The 16,828-nt window shown below is 58.8% G+C and carries 15 protein-coding genes and 1 tRNA gene; 9 read left to right on the top strand and 7 right to left on the bottom strand.

Annotated features, from left to right (window positions below; genetic code table 11):
* Positions 1–7: 7 nt before the first annotated feature.
* A complete protein-coding gene (locus K3727_04490; GenBank protein UWQ92063.1) occupies positions 8–688 on the bottom strand; it encodes a M48 family metallopeptidase in 681 nt (226 codons plus the stop codon).
* A 98-nt stretch (positions 689–786) separates the two neighbouring features.
* Between K3727_04490 and K3727_04485 the strand changes: the two genes are divergently transcribed.
* Positions 787–1,113, top strand: coding sequence for a TIGR02300 family protein (locus K3727_04485; GenBank protein ID UWQ92062.1), 327 nt, complete (start codon positions 787–789; stop codon positions 1,111–1,113).
* Positions 1,114–1,264: 151 nt separating this feature from the next.
* Positions 1,265–1,340 (top strand) — tRNA-Ala (locus tag K3727_04480).
* An 851-nt stretch (positions 1,341–2,191) separates the two neighbouring features.
* Here K3727_04480 and coaBC read toward each other — a convergent pair.
* From coaBC to K3727_04465, 3 genes are all read right to left on the bottom strand, one after another.
* Entirely contained in the window at positions 2,192–3,388 is a 1,197-nt protein-coding gene (coaBC, locus tag K3727_04475; protein ID UWQ92061.1) for a bifunctional phosphopantothenoylcysteine decarboxylase/phosphopantothenate--cysteine ligase CoaBC, read from the bottom strand.
* A gap of 68 nt (positions 3,389–3,456) precedes the next feature.
* Positions 3,457–4,281, bottom strand: a complete 825-nt coding sequence (locus K3727_04470) for a ChaN family lipoprotein (protein ID UWQ92060.1) — start codon at positions 4,279–4,281, stop codon at positions 3,457–3,459.
* Positions 4,278–5,156, bottom strand: a complete 879-nt coding sequence (locus K3727_04465; GenBank protein ID UWQ92059.1) for an RNA polymerase factor sigma-32 — start codon at positions 5,154–5,156, stop codon at positions 4,278–4,280. The genes K3727_04470 and K3727_04465 overlap by 4 nt, the downstream gene beginning before the upstream one ends.
* 193 nt (positions 5,157–5,349) lie before the next feature.
* On the opposite strand from K3727_04465, the gene cobU reads away from it, so the two are divergent.
* From cobU to K3727_04445, 4 genes are all read left to right on the top strand, one after another.
* Complete coding sequence (gene cobU, locus K3727_04460) at positions 5,350–5,871, top strand: bifunctional adenosylcobinamide kinase/adenosylcobinamide-phosphate guanylyltransferase (protein UWQ92058.1); 522 nt, start codon at positions 5,350–5,352, stop codon at positions 5,869–5,871.
* Complete coding sequence (locus tag K3727_04455) at positions 5,868–6,446, top strand: histidine phosphatase family protein (protein UWQ92057.1); 579 nt, start codon at positions 5,868–5,870, stop codon at positions 6,444–6,446. Before cobU ends, K3727_04455 begins: the two co-directional genes overlap by 4 nt.
* 59 nt (positions 6,447–6,505) lie before the next feature.
* Positions 6,506–7,192 carry a glutathione S-transferase gene (locus tag K3727_04450; protein UWQ92056.1) on the top strand — a complete coding sequence of 229 codons (687 nt, stop codon included), beginning with the start codon at positions 6,506–6,508 and terminating at the stop codon, positions 7,190–7,192.
* A 126-nt stretch (positions 7,193–7,318) separates the two neighbouring features.
* Entirely contained in the window at positions 7,319–8,827 is a 1,509-nt protein-coding gene (locus K3727_04445) for a YifB family Mg chelatase-like AAA ATPase (GenBank protein UWQ92055.1), read from the top strand.
* A gap of 63 nt (positions 8,828–8,890) precedes the next feature.
* On the opposite strand, the gene gshB is transcribed toward K3727_04445, so the two are convergent.
* From gshB to rsmI, 3 genes are all read right to left on the bottom strand, one after another.
* Positions 8,891–9,823: a glutathione synthase gene (gene gshB, locus K3727_04440; GenBank protein UWQ92054.1), complete on the bottom strand. Its 933-nt coding sequence runs from the start codon at positions 9,821–9,823 to the stop codon at positions 8,891–8,893.
* Between the two features lie 85 nt (positions 9,824–9,908).
* On the bottom strand, positions 9,909–10,277 hold the full coding sequence (locus K3727_04435) for a YraN family protein (protein UWQ92053.1): 369 nt from the start codon (positions 10,275–10,277) through the stop codon (positions 9,909–9,911).
* A gap of 2 nt (positions 10,278–10,279) precedes the next feature.
* Positions 10,280–11,140: a 16S rRNA (cytidine(1402)-2'-O)-methyltransferase gene (gene rsmI / locus K3727_04430; protein ID UWQ92052.1), complete on the bottom strand. Its 861-nt coding sequence runs from the start codon at positions 11,138–11,140 to the stop codon at positions 10,280–10,282.
* Positions 11,141–11,229: 89 nt separating this feature from the next.
* Between rsmI and K3727_04425 the strand changes: the two genes are divergently transcribed.
* From K3727_04425 to murJ, 3 genes are read left to right on the top strand one after another with little or no spacing between them, the layout of a single operon-like run.
* Positions 11,230–12,405, top strand: a complete 1,176-nt coding sequence (locus tag K3727_04425; protein UWQ92051.1) for a penicillin-binding protein activator — start codon at positions 11,230–11,232, stop codon at positions 12,403–12,405.
* On the top strand, positions 12,305–15,169 hold the full coding sequence (locus tag K3727_04420) for a [protein-PII] uridylyltransferase (GenBank protein UWQ92050.1): 2,865 nt from the start codon (positions 12,305–12,307) through the stop codon (positions 15,167–15,169). The genes K3727_04425 and K3727_04420 overlap by 101 nt, the downstream gene beginning before the upstream one ends.
* A complete protein-coding gene (murJ, locus tag K3727_04415) occupies positions 15,166–16,704 on the top strand; it encodes a murein biosynthesis integral membrane protein MurJ (GenBank protein ID UWQ92049.1) in 1,539 nt (512 codons plus the stop codon). Before K3727_04420 ends, murJ begins: the two co-directional genes overlap by 4 nt.
* Positions 16,705–16,828: the final 124 nt, after the last annotated feature.

Raw genomic sequence — 16,828 nt, 5'->3', positions numbered from 1 at the left:
AGCGGTGTCAGAATTGGAACCGATGCAATGCTCCGCCTTCGCGGCGCAACCAATCGCGGGCGGGCCGATAATCCCCATACAAACTTTCGAGCTTTGCCCAAAAGGCGGCCGAGTGATTCATTTCGCTCAAATGCGCCACCTCATGCGCCGCAACGTAATCCAGAACCTCGGGAGGTGCCAAAATCAAACGCCAGGAATACATCAGCGCGCCCTGACTGGAACACGACCCCCATCTGGACCGTGTGTCGCGCAATGTGATCCTGGAATACGTCGCGCCCAATCGGGCAGCATAGCGGTCAGATGCTCCGGCCAGCCGATCCCGCGCCGCCTGCTTCAAAAAGGCCTGCAGCCGAATGCCCGGCTCCTGCCCCGGCACACCCACGGTGGTCTCAGACAAGACGACACGACGCCCCGCTATGGGCACAACGGTCCGCATGTCCCCTTCGATTGGAAGTTGGCTGCCGTAACCCAGGACCTCAATTCCAGGGTGTTTCGCCAGATGCCCACGAATCCAGTCGGCTTTGCTCTCGGCAAACTCCAACGCCTCGCGATCCGCCACGCCTTTTGGCACCGTCAACGTGACCCGACCATCCAATTGCGACACCCGCAGACTGATCCGACGGGCACGCCCGGACCGCCGCAAGGCCAGCGGCACAGGCGGATTTCCGGGCAAATGATACTGCGTCATGGCGGCCCCCTGTTTCCAAAGGCTTTGACAGTCCCCACCTCATATGGCAGGAGACCGGAATCGTCGATACGACTCATCAGATAATCGAGGGGATACACATGCCCAAGGAAGAATGGGGGGTAAAGCGCGTTTGCCCGACCACCGGTAAACGGTTTTACGACCTGAACAAGAACCCAATCGTTAGCCCCTATACGGGCGAAGTGGTCCAGCAGGAGCTCGGCAAAAGCCGCATGATCGCCGCTGATTCCGAAGATGCGGCAACGCTGAAGGCAAAGGAAAGCTCTGAAACCGAAGACCTGGTCCTGGACGATGAAGAAACCATCGATGTGGATCTGGGTGATGACGTTCTGGACGACGATGACGACGACGATAATGTCTCGCTCGACGAAATCGCCGACATGCCTTCGGAGAACGACGAAAGCTGATTTCGGGCCTGGGCCGACAAGGCCCGGGCACGACCGATACCCCCTAAAATCGGGTGTCAAAAATTATCAGAAGTTGGTGCATTTTGCCCTTGCAGCCTGCGCCATCGTCGCTTAAACGACGCTCACACCGCGAAATACGCGGATGTGGCACGGGGCCTTAGCTCAGCTGGGAGAGCGCTTGCATGGCATGCAAGAGGTCAGGGGTTCGATCCCCCTAGGCTCCACCAATTTCCTTGTCTATGAATGAATATATCGCAAGGGTTTGAAACGCCTCGGGTGTTCCAAGGTTCAATGCCCTTTTCCCAACCATGAACGACAATCACTCCTGATCTGAGATATGGCGATCCTGCAAGCCAAATGATCAATAACTTTCCAAACTGCCCTCGCCGTAACCGCCGTTAGTCTCCTTTCAAACTCAATGAATCCCCAGTTTACGCGGCATCAAAATGGAAACCGGCAGTTCAACCGTCGTGTACATTTCACTTCGGGTGAAAGGGCAAATTCAACGGCAATCGCGCTCATACCACTGAACGCCCGTCGCACTATTCCTTGGCAGATGGAGTGCGGCCCAAAAACCAGAAACCGAGCGGTCTGGGCAGAAGACTATCAATGGCTTTGACTTGGGCAACCCAGTCCCACGTCACACCAGGTCATACTGCTCGCGCCCATGGCATACCCGACCGTGGAACCCAAAAAGGCGTGCAAGTTCTCACCTAGCACACTGTCGCCTTCATCCGACTGTGGCTGCGAAAATCCTGTGTCCGGCACTGCGTCGGAAAATCGACAAAACGGCATGACCTACGCACCAGAGACCCCCAGGTGCCTTCAGCCCGGCACATCACATCACCGTTCCCTCCAATCCAAATAGGTCTGCGATCACCTCCAGCGTTTTTGGCTGGGTGCTGCGATGTTTCAGCGTCGATCCATGCATCCCGATCGGCCATTGGTTTTTGAACCGGTGGCACCGCTTCACGGTCCGACCAAACTTTACAGGTCACATGGCGCACTTCACATGGCGCAATACTATGCGGGCCTACTCTTGGGCCTATCGCGCAACTCACTCTCGCCAAGGGTGGGATCACCCAACCAAGGCCGCTGCAATCCGGTCAGCCAGTTGCCGCGCCACTTGGGTTTTCCCCATACGAGGCCATTCTTCGGCCCCGTCTTCGGAGATCAGAACCACTGCATTCTCGCTCCCACCCATAATGCCTGTTGCGGGCGACACGTCATTGGCCACGATCCAATCACACCCCTTTCGCAAACGTTTGGCCGTGGCGTGATTGATCACATCATCGGTTTCTGCCGCAAACCCCACGACCAGCCCCGGCCGTCCTTGGGTCATGTGGGACACGCGTTTGAGAATATCCGGGTTCTCCGCAAATGCCAGCGTTGGCAATCCGTCCCGACTTTTCTTCAGCTTTTTGTCTGACGCGCTGGCCACCCGCCAATCGGCAACCGCCGCAGCAAAAACGCCAGCATCCACAGGCAACGCAGCCTCGACCGCGTCCGACATCTGCTGGGCGCTTTGAACAGGCACCACGTCAACACCCGACGGCGGCGGCACATCCGCTGGGCCCGTGACAAATACCACCTCGGCCCCCAGATCCCGCAGAGCCGCAGCCAGCGCAGCCCCCTGCGCGCCAGATGATCGGTTGGCGATATAGCGCACCGGATCAATGGGTTCATGCGTCGGACCCGAAGTGACAAGGATACGCTTGCCGTTCAATGGACCGTCCTTCAACGCAGCCCCGATCGCGGCGACGATCTCGTCAGGTTCGGCCATCCGACCGGGGCCGAATTCACCACAGGCCATGGCACCTGCGTTCGGGCCAACAAAGGTAACCCCGTCAGACTTTAGCGTTTTGATGTTGCGTTGGGTTGCGGGATGTTCCCACATACGCACATTCATGGCAGGTGCGACCAAAACGGGCGTGTCAGTGGCAAGCAACAGGGTGGACGCCAAATCATTCGCCAGCCCCTGCGCCATCTTGGCCATCAGATCGGCGGTTGCCGGAGCCACAACCAACAGGTCAGCACTGCGGGACAGTTGAATATGGCCCATTTCGGCCTCGGATGTCAGATCGAACAGATCCCGATGCACGCCGGCCCCGGCCAATGCGGAAACCGACAGCGGGGTCACGAATTCTTCGCCAGCGCGGGTCAGCACAGGGGTGACGCGCGCACCATGATCCTGCAACCGCCGGATCAGATCGAGAGATTTGTAGGCCGCAATGCCGCCACCAATGATCAGAAGGATATGTTTGTCAGCCAGCATTTGCCCGTCCTTACCTGCAATCTCTTTGACATTATTGCGCGCGTGCCGGGAATGGAAACGGTTTTGGCTCAGTCGCTTTGAAACGCCAGACAGGGGTCCGGACGATCGACAGCAGCAGCATCGACAACAGCATCAAACGCGCCGCTGATTTGCCCGTCCTCGGACTGTCCCAGCGAAAAGGACACCAGCCCGGGCATCGCCTGAGCAAGATAGACCGGGATGCCGCGATCTGTTCTGGCATGGCCATTGCCGGTGATCACCACCACAGGTCCGCCGGTTTCGCGAAAGGCCCGCACAACCGCGCGGGCCAAAACCGCATCCCTCAGTCGTTGAAATTCAACCAACAGGGGCAGCATGTCTTTGGGCATTGCATCACAGTGATTGGCAAGCTGATCAGCTTCGCGTGTTGATTGTTCGGTAGCGGGAAGCGGGTCTTTCAAACCATATTGCGCGGCCTCAGCGCCAAAGAATGCGGCCGCGCCATTTTGCATCACGTCGCCCGCCTGCGACCTGGGAACCTGCCCGCCATAGTGTGCAGCCCCCTGGCTCGCGGCAAAGATCGGTGCGTAAAAGGAAAATTCCGGCCAGCCAGTGTCCGACCACTGCAAGTCCCTGGCCAATTGATCGGGGTCGGCTGTAACGCCTTTGTCCAACACATCTGCCCGTTCAGGCGTAAGCATTTCCCACACAACGGCCCTTGGCGTCAGGGCCTGGACCATCCGGGCCTGCGTTTTGTGATGTTCGGGGTTATCGTGTACCTCGCCCAGTATCACCACATCCGCCTGCGCCATACCTTCCACCAGAGGGGCTGCGGTCAGCTCTGTTGCGGCAAAAACCAAAGCGCCCAGCACACACTGGACGCTCATGAGACCTGAAATGCAAAATCTGTTCATAACAGAAAGTTCTGCACCTCGGCACTCTGGCTTTCAAGGCTCTTGCGCATCTTTTGAAAGGCAGCTGCTTCGAGCTGTCGCACCCTTTCCTTGGACAGCTTCAGCTCATTCCCCAGGCTTTCCAGCGTACGGGCAGGATCCCGCAGCTTGCGTTCGCGCACAATAAAGCGCTCCCGGTCGGTCAAAATATCCATTGCCATGACCAACCAAGTCCGCAGCTGTTCGCGATCATGACGTTCCTCGACCAGTTCAGCGGCCTGCTGACTGTCGTCTTCCAGCGCTTCGATCCACTCCCGCCCTTCTTCGTCCGCCGATTGCACCGCATTCAGCGAGAAATCGCTGCCTGCCAATCGCCCGTCCATCATTTCGACATCCCGCATGGGCACACCGATTTCAGACGCAATTTTTTCGTGCATTTGGTGCCGATCCAGACGCATCCCGTCTGCAGCCGCTTCGCGTTCGAATTGAGCCTGAACACGCCGCATATTGAAGAACAGCGATTTCTGGCTGGACGTCGACCCGGTGCGCACCATCGACCAGTTACGCATCACATAGTCCTGAATTGACGCCTTGATCCACCAGACAGCATAGGTCGAAAAACGCACGCCGCGATCCGGATCGAATTTATCCGCCGCTTTCATCAGCCCCAGACCCGCCTCCTGGATCAGGTCATTCATTGGTGCGCCATAGCGACGATATTTCGACGCCATCGAAATCGCCAATCGCATGTACGCCGTGATCAGTCGGTGCAGCGCGGCTTCATCCCGGTCATCTCGCCACGCATACGCCAGCGCTGACTCGGTCTCTGCATCCAGCAATTCTGCCTTCATCGCCTGCCGGGGCAGGATATCACTATTTTGTCGGTCAAGCGGCATGGGCTTCCCCCTGCTTAATGGCTCTATATCAATGGATACGCAGCTGCGGTCGCTTTGGATCAATCCGGCCACAAGATTTTTTTCAGGGTTGCTCTTGCCGTCTTAAATCCGAACCTTTCAGGCAGGGATTGAGAAAAAGACGCGCTGCAGGTACCCACGTATATGGCAGTTTCTGACTAAAAGGGTAATGAACTTGCATTCCAGAGTCACATTCATTCTTGGCGGCGCGGCCTCGGGCAAGTCCGAATACGCCGAAGATTTTTGCCTAAATACTGGAAAAAAAAGACATTATCTGGCCACTTCACAAGTCTTTGATAATGAAATGCAGGCCAAGATAGACAAACATATCACGCAACGTGGCACCGGGTGGATCACTCACGAAGCCCCGTTCGACGTCACACCCGTGCTGGATGCACTGACCGATCAGGACATCTGTCTGCTGGATTGTGCCACCATGTGGCTGACCAATCACCTGCTGGCCGAACATGATCTGGGCGCGCAGCAGATCCGGTTGCAGGAGACCATCGCGCGTTGCAAGGGCGATCTGGTGATTGTCTCGAACGAAACCGGACAAGGCATCGTGCCAGAAAACAAGCTCGCCCGCCAATTTCGCGAAGCGCAGGGACGGTTGAACATCCTTCTCGCGGGTCAAGCGGATCTGGTCGTGCAGGTTGTTGTCGGTCTGCCACAGGTTCTGAAAGGGAAATTGCCATGACCCAGTTGTTTCTGGTGCGCCACGGGCCAACGCACGCAAAAACCATGGTGGGATGGTCTGATCTGCCTGCCGATCTGTCAGACACTGCGCAATTGTCCCGCCTTTCTGATTTTTTGCCGAAGGATGCGTTGGTCATTTCGTCCGACCTGTCCCGCGCTGCAGACACAGCAACCGCCATCCAACGGGACCGGCACCGCCTGCCTCATCAGCGAGAGCTGCGCGAAATCCACTTTGGTGCCTGGGAATTGCGCAGTTGGGCCGAAATAGATGCCGAAGACCCCGACCATATCCGGGCCTATTGGGAAACGCCCGGAGATGTGCGCCCACCAAACGGCGAAAGCTGGAACGAAGTGCGGGCCCGGGTCGACGCGGTGATCGACGATCTGATCACCACCCATTACGGACGCAATCTGATCATTGTTGGTCATTTCGGGATGATCCTGACACAGGTGCAGCGGGCGGAATGCCTGACAGCAGAAGAGGCTTTTTCGCATCGCATCGACAATTTGTCAGTGACCGAGATCACCCGAACACAGTCTGGATGGGAAACCGGGCGGATCAATCACCTGCCGTGATGGCCCCCGTCACAAATTGCTGTTTTACCCACCCGCTGTGGGTCTTTTAACCTGCCCGCATGACTTATGATTTGTATATCGGCGATCGCATGTATTCCAGCTGGTCCCTGCGGGGTTGGCTGATGATGGAAAAATTCGACATCCCGCATCGGGTGCATATGGTGGGGCTGTATTCCGGCACCATGGCGCAGGACCTTGGGGATCTGGCCCCGGCCCGTTTGGTCCCAGCCATGCGGTGCCCGGAGGGGACCGTGGTTGGCGAATCTCTGGCCATGGCCGAAACCCTGGCTGAACGCCACCCAACGGCGGGGTTGTGGCCCTTTGATCCGACCCATCGCGCCACCGCACGCTGGCTGTGTTCCGAAATGGCGGCCGGGTTCTCGGCATTGCGCGGTGATTGCCCGATGCAGCTGAGCCATATCTGGGAGGGTTTCGTTCCCTCGGAATCTGTTCGGGCGGATTTGAACCGGATCGAAACCCTATGGGCCCATGCACGTCAAATCTCCGGTTCTTCTGACGGATATCTGTTTGGCGACTATTCTCTGGCGGATGTGTTTTACACACCCGTCGCGGCCCGGATTATCGGCTATGACCTGCCAGTGTCCCGATCCAGCCGCGCCTATTGCGCCCGCCTTCTGAGCGATCCGGCTGTGCTGCGCTGGCAGGACCAGGCCCGAACCGTGACATATGACCCGGAACCCTACGTTCAACCGTTGTCGCGCCGTGACTGGACCCTGCCCTTCTGATTTAGGGGGGCGCAAAGACAACCTGAAGGGGGGCCAGGCGTGGCCCCCATTTTTTTGGAGAATTAACCATTCTTAAACGCCTCACGCCTACCGATTAACCAATAGGTAACCAAGATCGGAGGCTGCATGACCGCCCGCGCCTATACCGTCGCCTTTCAGGGTGTCGAAGCCCGCCTGGTCGAAGTGCAATGTGCGGTGTCTCCGGGGCTGCCGGCCTTTTCCGTCGTCGGGCTCCCGAACAAAGCCGTGTCCGAGGCCCGCGACCGGGTCCGGTCTGCACTCAGTTCGATGGCCATCGCCCTGCCCTCCAAACGGATCACCATCAACCTCTCGCCTGCCGATCTTCCCAAGGAAGGCAGCCATTTTGATCTGCCCATTGCCCTGGCCTTGTTGGCTGCGCTTGAAATCATCCCCAAGGACGCCTCGGAAGGCACGATAGCACTGGGTGAATTGTCGCTGGACGGCTCGCTGGTCCCGGTTGTCGGTGCGTTGCCGGCCGCCATGACCGCAGCGACCGAGGACCGAACCCTGCTGTGCCCCGGTGCGTCGGGTCCCGAAGCGGCCTGGGTGGACGCGGCCACCGTGATTGGTGCGGACAGCCTGGCGGATGTGGTCCGCCACTATACCGGTCAACATCCGATCACCCCCGCCACCTCGGGCGAGGTCGCCACCGCACCCAGCCTGCGCTGCTTGCGCGATGTCAAAGGACAGGAACGGGCCAAACGTGCGTTGGAAATCGCGGCAGCAGGGCGCCATCATTTGATGATGGTTGGCGCACCCGGATCCGGAAAATCCATGTTGGCGGCGCGCATACCCACAATCCTGCCACCCATGTCCCCGACAGAAGCGCTTCAAACCTCGATGATCCACTCGCTCTGCGGGTTGCTGGATCAGGGAGGCATTGATCTGACCCGCCCTTTTCGCGAACCTCATCACACAGCATCCATGGCGGCCATCGTCGGAGGAGGCCGTGGTGCCAAACCCGGTGAAATCAGCCTTGCTCACAATGGCGTTCTGTTTCTCGACGAACTTCCCGAATTCAACCGGACAGTTCTGGAAACCTTGCGCCAACCCATCGAAACCGGCGAAGTCATGGTGGCGCGCGCCAATGCCCATGTAAAGTATCCCAGCCGGTTCATGCTGGTTGCTGCGGCCAATCCTTGTAAATGTGGCTATCTGGCCGATGCCTCGCGCGCCTGTTCGCGGGCACCGGTTTGCGGCGAAGATTATCTGGGCCGCATTTCCGGCCCCCTGATGGATCGAATAGATCTGCGCGTGGATGTGCCCCCCGTGGCCTTTACGGACCTGGACCAGCCCCCGGACGGAGAATCTTCGGCAACTGTCGCCCAACGCGTCAACACGGCCCGCCAATTGCAAGAACACCGTTTTTCAGCTCAGGACGGGATGTATCAAAATGCGGATCTCGAAGGCAAAACACTCGACGACCTGGCCTGCCCTGACGCCGAAGGGCGCGATCTTCTGTTACGTGCGGCTGATCGGTTCGGCCTGTCGGCACGCGGCTATCACAGGGTTTTGCGGGTGGCGCGCACGATTGCCGATCTCGCCGGAGAATGCGACATCCGTCGGCCTCATGTAGCCGAAGCGCTCAGCTTTCGCGTCGGTACGTCCGGGTGAGCGCTGCGCCGGCCTGTCAGGTGTCTGACCCACCGGCACAAATCATGTCCAATCAGGGCCGGCTCACACCTTGGCCTCGATCGCCTGCCATACTTTCTCGGCGATATTGACCCCGTTGAACCGCTCCAGCTCTTGGATACCGGTGGGAGACGTCACGTTGATTTCGGTCAGATAGTCACCGATCACGTCGATGCCGACAAAAACCTGGCCTTTTTCTTTCAACAGGGGCCCGATCGCCGCACAGATTTCCTGATCACGTTCGCTCAGCCCGATTTTCTCGGGCCGTCCGCCCACATGCATGTTGGACCGGGTTTCCCCCTCGGCCGGAACCCGATTGATGGCACCAACAGGGTCGCCGTCTACCAAGATGATACGCTTGTCACCATTTCGGACATCAGGCAGGAATTTCTGTACGATCAGCGGTTCGCGCGAGAACCCTGTGAACAATTCATGCAAGGACGTCAGATTCCGGTCGTTGGCGTCCAAACGGAACACGCCAGCACCCCCATTGCCATACAGAGGCTTCAGGATCACGTCACCATGTTTGGCCTTGAATGCCTTGATGGTTTCCAGATCACGGGCCACAGTCGTGGGCGGTGTCAGATCGGGAAAATCCAAAACCAACAGTTTCTCGGGATAATTGCGCACCCAGAACGGGTCATTCACCACGAGGGCCTGCCCTTTCAGGCGGTCCAGCAAATGGGTGGAGGTGATATAGTGCATGTCAAACGGCGGATCCTGGCGCAACCAGACGACATCGAAACCGGCCAGATCGACTTCGCGTTCCGGCCCCAGAACGGCTGGATCCCCAGCCACACGTTGCACGGTCATGTCGTGGCCACGTGCGGTAATGCGCCCTTCCTGATAGGCCAGTTGGTCAGGTGCGTAGTAGAACAGCTCGTGACCACGGGCCTGTGCTTCTTCCGCCAGACGAAAGCTGCTGTCGGCGTTGATATCCACGGCCCCAATCGGGTCCATCTGAAAAGCGATCTTCATCGGCGTTCCCCTTTGCCCGCGTCCCGCGGCCTATTCTGCGTTCAGCAGAATACATGGCCCAGACCGACAAAGGGTTCAATGGGGGTCACCCCAACCCATAGGCGTTTTCGAGAATTTCGTATTGTCCCTGACCATCCACCAGCGCCACGTCAAACCGCACATTGGTCAGTTGTCCCTGCGGTTCGTTCTCCAGGAACTGTGCAGCGCTGGCATAGATTCGCGCCATCTGGTGTTGCCTGATCCGTTCGGCGGCCCGGGCCAGTGTAGGCCCCTTTTTGACTTCTACAAAAACCACCCCGTCAGCGTTGCGGGTGATCAGATCGATCTCGCCCCCCGGTCCGCGCCATCGTCGTTTCGCAATGGAAAAACCCCGCCGTTCATAGTCTTGGGCGATGGAATGTTCCGCTGCCTCGCCCGAATGATATGCCATCTGGCCACGCGCGTGCCGCGACATGTTCAGTCCCCTTCCCGGCCAATTTGCAAGGCCATCTGGTAGATTTTGCGGCGTGGCAGGTCGTGCATTTGGGACACGATATCTGCCGCATCCTTGACAGAATTCCCTTTCAGGGCCGCTTTCAGGTCCGATTCTAGATCAACTTGGCTAACAGTTTCTGAACGACCCCGATCCACCAGCAGCACGATTTCACCTTTGACGTTGGTGCCGGCCAGCTCTGCGGCCAATTCGGTCAAGGTGCTGCGCCGGATCTCCTCGAACTTCTTGGTCAGTTCCCGGCATAATGCGGCAGGCCGATCTCCCAGGACATCGGCCATGTCTTGCAGGCTTGCTGCAACGCGTTTGGGGGATTCGTAAAATACCAGGGTTCCGGGAATCGCCTTCAGCTCTTCCAGTCGCGTTCGGCGTGCTCCGGTTGCATTTGGCAAAAACCCGCCAAAGAAAAAGGCATCGGTCGGCAGGCCAGCCAACGTCAAAGCCGTGATGCCTGCTGTCGCTCCCGGAGCACAGGTCACGGTATGCCCCGCCTGAGCCGCCTGACGGCTGAGATCATAACCGGGGTCGGCAATCAACGGCATGCCAGCTTCAGAGGCGTAGGCCACCGATTTGCCTTCGGACAGTGCGTTTAACAGGCGTTCACGGGACCCGGCACCGCTGTGATCATGGTAGGACAACACCATACGGCCTTCTAGCGGCACACCGTGGATTTCCATCAGACGGCGCAAACTGCGGGTGTCTTCGGCGGCAATCACATCAGCCGACGCCAACACATCCAACGCCCTAAGCGTGATGTCGCGGGCGGTTCCGATCGGGGTGGCAACAAAATACAGCCCCGGTGACAATCTGACCTTTTGGTGATTCAACGCTGGACCCGCCTTTTTCGTCGTTTATGATCAAAGCCCGACAAGAACACGGCGGTATCGGCGCCGGATCAGGGAGAGTCAGGTTCATTATGTTTGCTGTTTTCAAACCCGCCCGCAAGGTGGCGCTTGCCGCTATCAGTGTTGTTTCTGCTGTGGCACTAAGTGCCTGCAACCCCACCGGGATAAGCAGTGGCGGCCCAACCATCAATACCTCAAAGCCAGTTCCGGTCGCTCTTCTTGTGCCCCGCGGGTCTGCCCAATCCGGCGACGCGGCGCTTGCACAGAGCCTGGAGAACGCGGCGCGACTGGCCATTGCCGATTTGACCAACGTCCAGATTGACCTGCGCGTTTACGACACGGCAGGCAATGCAGGCACTGCGGCCACAGTGGCCACACAGGCCGTAAACGAAGGCGCACGGATCATTCTTGGCCCAGTCTATGGTGAGGCCGCAAATGCGGTTGGGCTTGCTGTTGCCAATCGCAATATCAATGTTCTGAGCTTCTCCAACAATGCCACGATTGCAGGTGGCAACCTGTTCATTCTGGGGCACACGTTCAACAACACTGCTGATCGTCTGGCCAATTTTGCCTCCCGTCAGGGCAAGGGCAATATGCTGGTCGTGCACAGCAGCGATGTCGCCGGCCAGGTCGGGCGCAATGCCATACAGCAGGCCGCAGGCAAAACCGCGGCGACGATCACAGGCACCGTCGCCTACGACCTGTCCCAGCAAAGCGTCATCGACACTATTCCGACCATCCGGGCCCAGATCGATTCGACCGGATCCAACGCTCTGTTCCTGACGTCGACAACTGCGGGTGCGCTGCCGCTTCTGACCCAGCTGTTGCCCGAAGCCGGTGTCGACCCGGCCACCACACAGTATATTGGGTTGACCCGTTGGGATATTCCAGCGCAAACCTTGGCTCTGCCCGGGGTACAGGGCGGATGGTTCGCGTTGCCGGACCCGATCATGGCCCAACGGTTCCGCAGCCGGTATGAAGGTGCTTATGGCGGTGGGCCTCACCCCATCGGTGGTCTGGCATATGACGGAATCGCCGCAATCGGGGCATTGGTCGGCGCGGGCAAATCCGACGCCCTGACCGGCGCTGCATTGACCCAAGGTGCCGGGTTCCAGGGTGTAGGCGGCATTTTCCGCCTGCGTTCTGATGGTACCAACGAGCGCGGCCTGGCCGTGGCAACCATTCAAGATAAACAGGTCGTCATCATTGACCCAGCCCCTACAAGCTTCACCGGTGCCGGATTCTAATCCGGTCGCACCGGCCCTGCCGCTCGATCCTCTGATCTGCGATTCCGCGTCCATTTTCGATCCCGAAGATATTCGGGATCGGCTGGATTGCGCAGTTAAGGACGCACAGGACAACGCCGCCCTGCGCGCTGCTGCAGTGGCAGTGTTGCGTGACGCCAACACATCCGGACGGGCCGCAATCGCTACGGCCTTTGAAGCGGCCCCATTTACGGCCCGCTCGCTGACGCGGTCCTACACCTATCTGACCGACGGATTGATCAAGACCGCATTTCATGTGGCCACAGACCTGCTGCACCCGCTGGCCAATCCCACACAGGGTGAACGCATCGCGGTGATTGCGGTGGGTGGGTATGGACGCGGAGAAATGGCACCGGCGTCGGATGTCGACCTCTTGTTCTTGACCCCCTACAAAATCACTGCCTGGGCCGAAAGCGTCATTGAATCGATGCTGTATATCCTCTGGGATCTGCGGCTCAAAGTGGGACACTCCAGCCGGACGATTCGCGATTGCCTGCGCTTGGGCGAGGAAGATTTCACCATCCGGACCGCCATGCTGGAGCATCGCTTTCTGGTTGGCCATGCTCCTCTGGCCGAGGAATTGGACACCCGGTTGAAAACCGAATTGTTCAAGAACACCGGCCGGGAATTCATCGAAGCCAAACTGGAGGAACGCGAAGCCCGGCATCGAAAGCAGGGCCAGCGGTACATGGTGGAGCCCAACGTCAAAGAAGGCAAAGGCGGGCTGCGCGATCTGCAATCACTGTTCTGGATTGCCAAATACTTGTATGGTGTTCAACGAGCCGCAGAATTGGTGCCTTTGGGGCTGTTCCGCCCTGAGGAATACGACCGGTTCCGCGAGGCTGAAACCTTCCTTTGGGCGGTTCGCTCTCATCTGCATCTGGTCACCCGACGCGCCACGGAACAGTTGAATTTCGACATCCAGGTCGTGGTAGCCGAACGCATGGGGTACGAGGATCGCGCAGGGCGCAGGGCGGTTGAAATCTTTATGCAGGAGTTCTTTCGTCATGCCACGACAGTGGGTGAACTGACCCGGATTTTCCTGACCAAACTGGAAGCAGCCCACCAGAAAAACGCCCCTTTGTTGGAGCGCATCCTACGGCGGCGGCGACGCACCAAACCCGGCTACAAGGTGGTGCACAACCGACTGGACGTGGCCGATCCTGAAAGCTTCCTGGCTGACAAGCTGAACCTGCTGCGCCTGTTCGAAGAGGGGCTGCGCACCGGGTTGTTGATCCACCCGGACGCCATGCGTCTGGTCACTGCCAATCTGGCCCTGATCGACGACGACATGCGGAACAACAAGGAAGCGCAACGGATATTTCTCGACCTGCTCGTCAAACACGGCAACCCGGAACGCGCGCTGCGTCGGATGAACGAACTGGGAGTTCTGTCGGCATTCATCCCTGAATTTGAACCGATCGTCGCGATGATGCAATTCAACATGTATCATTCCTACACGGTCGACGAACACACCATTCAGGTCATTTCGAATTTCACCCAGATCGAAAAACACGAACTGGAAGAAGAACTGCCGCTCAGCTCGGAAATCCTGAAAACCGGGGTCAACCGCAAGGTTCTGATGGTGGCCATGCTGCTGCATGACATCGGCAAAGGGCGCGAAATGGATCATTCGATCCTGGGGGCTCAGATCGCGCGCAAGGTCGCCCCGCGGCTGGGCCTGTCCAAGGCCGATTGCGAGACCGTGGAATGGCTGGTACGCTATCACCTTGTGATGTCGGACATGGCACAGAAACGCGACATCTCCGACCCTCGCACCATCCGTGACTTTGCCAAGGCTGTGCAAACCGTAAAGCGGTTGAATCTGCTAACCGTGCTGACCGTCTGTGATATCCGGGGCGTTGGCCCCGACACCTGGAACAACTGGAAGGCCACGCTGATCCGGAACCTGCATTCACAGACGTTGCAGGCGCTGGAGCAGGGCATGGAAGCGATAAACAAGGTCAACCGCGGCGCTGCCGCCAAAAAGGCGCTGCGCAATGCGCTTCCCGATTGGGAGGCCAAGGCGCTCAAGCATGAAACCGGTCGCCACTATGACCCCTATTGGCAGGGCATGCCCCTGGCTGCCCATGTGATCTTTGCCAATCTCCTCAGAAATATCGGTGACGATGAAGTTCGCATCGATCTTGAACCCGACACGGACCGTGATGCCACAAGGGTGTGCTTTGCCATCGCTGACCATCCGGGGATCTTCTCGCGCCTGGCAGGTGCCTTGGCGTTGGTTGGGGCCAATGTGGTGGACGCCCGCACCTATACCTCGCGCGACGGGTATGCCACAGCCGCTTTCTGGGTGCAGGACGCCGATGGGTCCCCGTATGAGGCCAACCGGTTGAAACGGCTCAGCCAGATGATCGACAAGACCCTAAAAGGCGAAGTCATCGCGACCGAAGCGATCCGCGACAAGGACAAGATCAAGAAACGCGAACGCGCCTTTCGGGTGCCAACGACCATCACCTTTGATAATGAGGGATCTGAAATCTACACCATCATCGAGGTCGACACCCGTGACCGTCCCGGGTTGCTGTTTGATCTGACCCGCACATTGGCCAATACCAACGTAAATATCTCTTCGGCAGTCATCGCCACCTATGGCGAACAGGTGGTAGACAGCTTTTACGTCAAAGACATGTTCGGGCTAAAGTTCCATTCCGAGGCCAAACAGAAAACGCTCGAGAAAAAGCTGCGCGAGGCCATCACCAAAGGCAGTGAAAGGGCCCATGCATGAAGCCGATCCGGCTGCTCAGAGGGTTCCTGACCGTGGGCGGCTGGACCATGGCAAGCCGCGTTCTGGGGTTCCTGCGCGATGCGATGATCCTGGCGTTTCTGGGGACAGGCCCTTTGTACGAGGCCTATGTCGTCGCCTTTCGCCTGCCCAACATGTTCCGCCGCTTCTTTGCCGAAGGCGCGTTCAATATGGCCTTCATCCCGATGTTCTCCAAGAAACTGGAGGGCGGCGAAGATCCCCAGCGGTTCGCACAAGAAGCTTTTGCCGGCTTGGCCAGCGTGCTGATTGTTCTGACATTACTGGCGCAGATCTCGATGCCCTGGCTGATCTGGGGATTGGCATCGGGCTTCTCCGGGCAGGAACAATTCGCCCTGTCGGTTGATTTCGGGCGCATCGCCTTTCCCTATATCCTGTTCATCTCGCTGGCGGCCCTGTTGTCAGGGGTATTGAACGCCACGGGCCGATTTGCAGCCGCTGCCGCTGCTCCGGTGCTGCTGAACATCTTGTTGGTTGCCGCAATGGCATGGGCTCATTGGATGGGGCAGGACGTGGCCCGCGCGTTGATCTGGGCCGTTCCTGTGGCGGGTGTCGCACAATTGGCGCTGGTGGCCCATGCCGCAGCGCGAGCCGGCTTTCCGATGCGCCTGCGCCGCCCGCGATTGACCCCGGATCTGCGGCGTCTGATCCGCATTGCTGTCCCGGCTGCATTGGCTGGCGGCGTGGTACAGGTCAATCTGTTGGTTGGCCAACAGGTCGCGTCCTATTTTGACCGCGCCGTAGGCTGGTTGTTTGCCGCCGACCGCCTGTATCAGCTGCCCTTGGGTGTGGTCGGTATCGCGGTCGGTGTGGTATTGCTGCCGGACTTGTCTCGCCGTCTCAAGGCGCGGGATGACACCGGCGCACGCGACGCCTTCTCCCGCGCCGGAGAGATCGCCCTGGCGCTGACCCTGCCCTGCGCCGTCGCACTGCTGGTGATCCCGCTGCCACTGGTGTCCGTATTGTTCGAGCGTGGCGCCACAACAGCAACCGACAGCGCCGCCATTGCCCTGGCGGTCGCGATCTATGGCCTTGGCCTGCCCGCTTTTGTTTTGCAGAAACTGCAACAACCATTGTTTTTTGCCCGCGAAGACACCCGCAGCCCGTTCCGCTATGCGGTTTGGGCCATGGTTATCAATGCGATTGTTGCAATCGGTCTGTCGCCAGTGCTGGGCTGGATTGCGCCCGCCGTCGCCACCACTCTGGCGGCCTGGGTCATGGTTGGCTTGCTGCACTTTGGTGCCCGACAGATGGGGGACGTCGCGCGATTTGACGCCCGCTTTCACAGCCGAATATGGCGCATCATGCTGGCCTCGGTCCTGATGGGGGGTGTTCTTGTTCTGATGCATCATCTGTTGGGACAGATGTTCACGATGGCGGGCTGGCGTTATTTGGCGCTGACTGTGTTGGTGCTGTCTGGAATCGTGACCTATTTTGCCATCGGCCTGGGCATCCGTGCCTTCCGCCTCTCAGACTTCCGCCGCAATCGCACCACCTGATCCAATCGCCAACGCCTGCCGCGAACCGCGCCGCGCCCAGGGGCGCGGCGCTTGGCCCAACGCTTTGCGCTCCATCTTGATGGGGCGACAAAGGGGCGGGAGCCCCCCGTCGGGCAAAACCCTG

Source organism: Rhodobacteraceae bacterium M382 (assembly GCA_025141015.1).
GTDB classification, from domain to species: domain Bacteria; phylum Pseudomonadota; class Alphaproteobacteria; order Rhodobacterales; family Rhodobacteraceae; genus Aliisedimentitalea; species Aliisedimentitalea scapharcae.
This window is presented reverse-complemented; position numbering and strand designations above follow the sequence as displayed.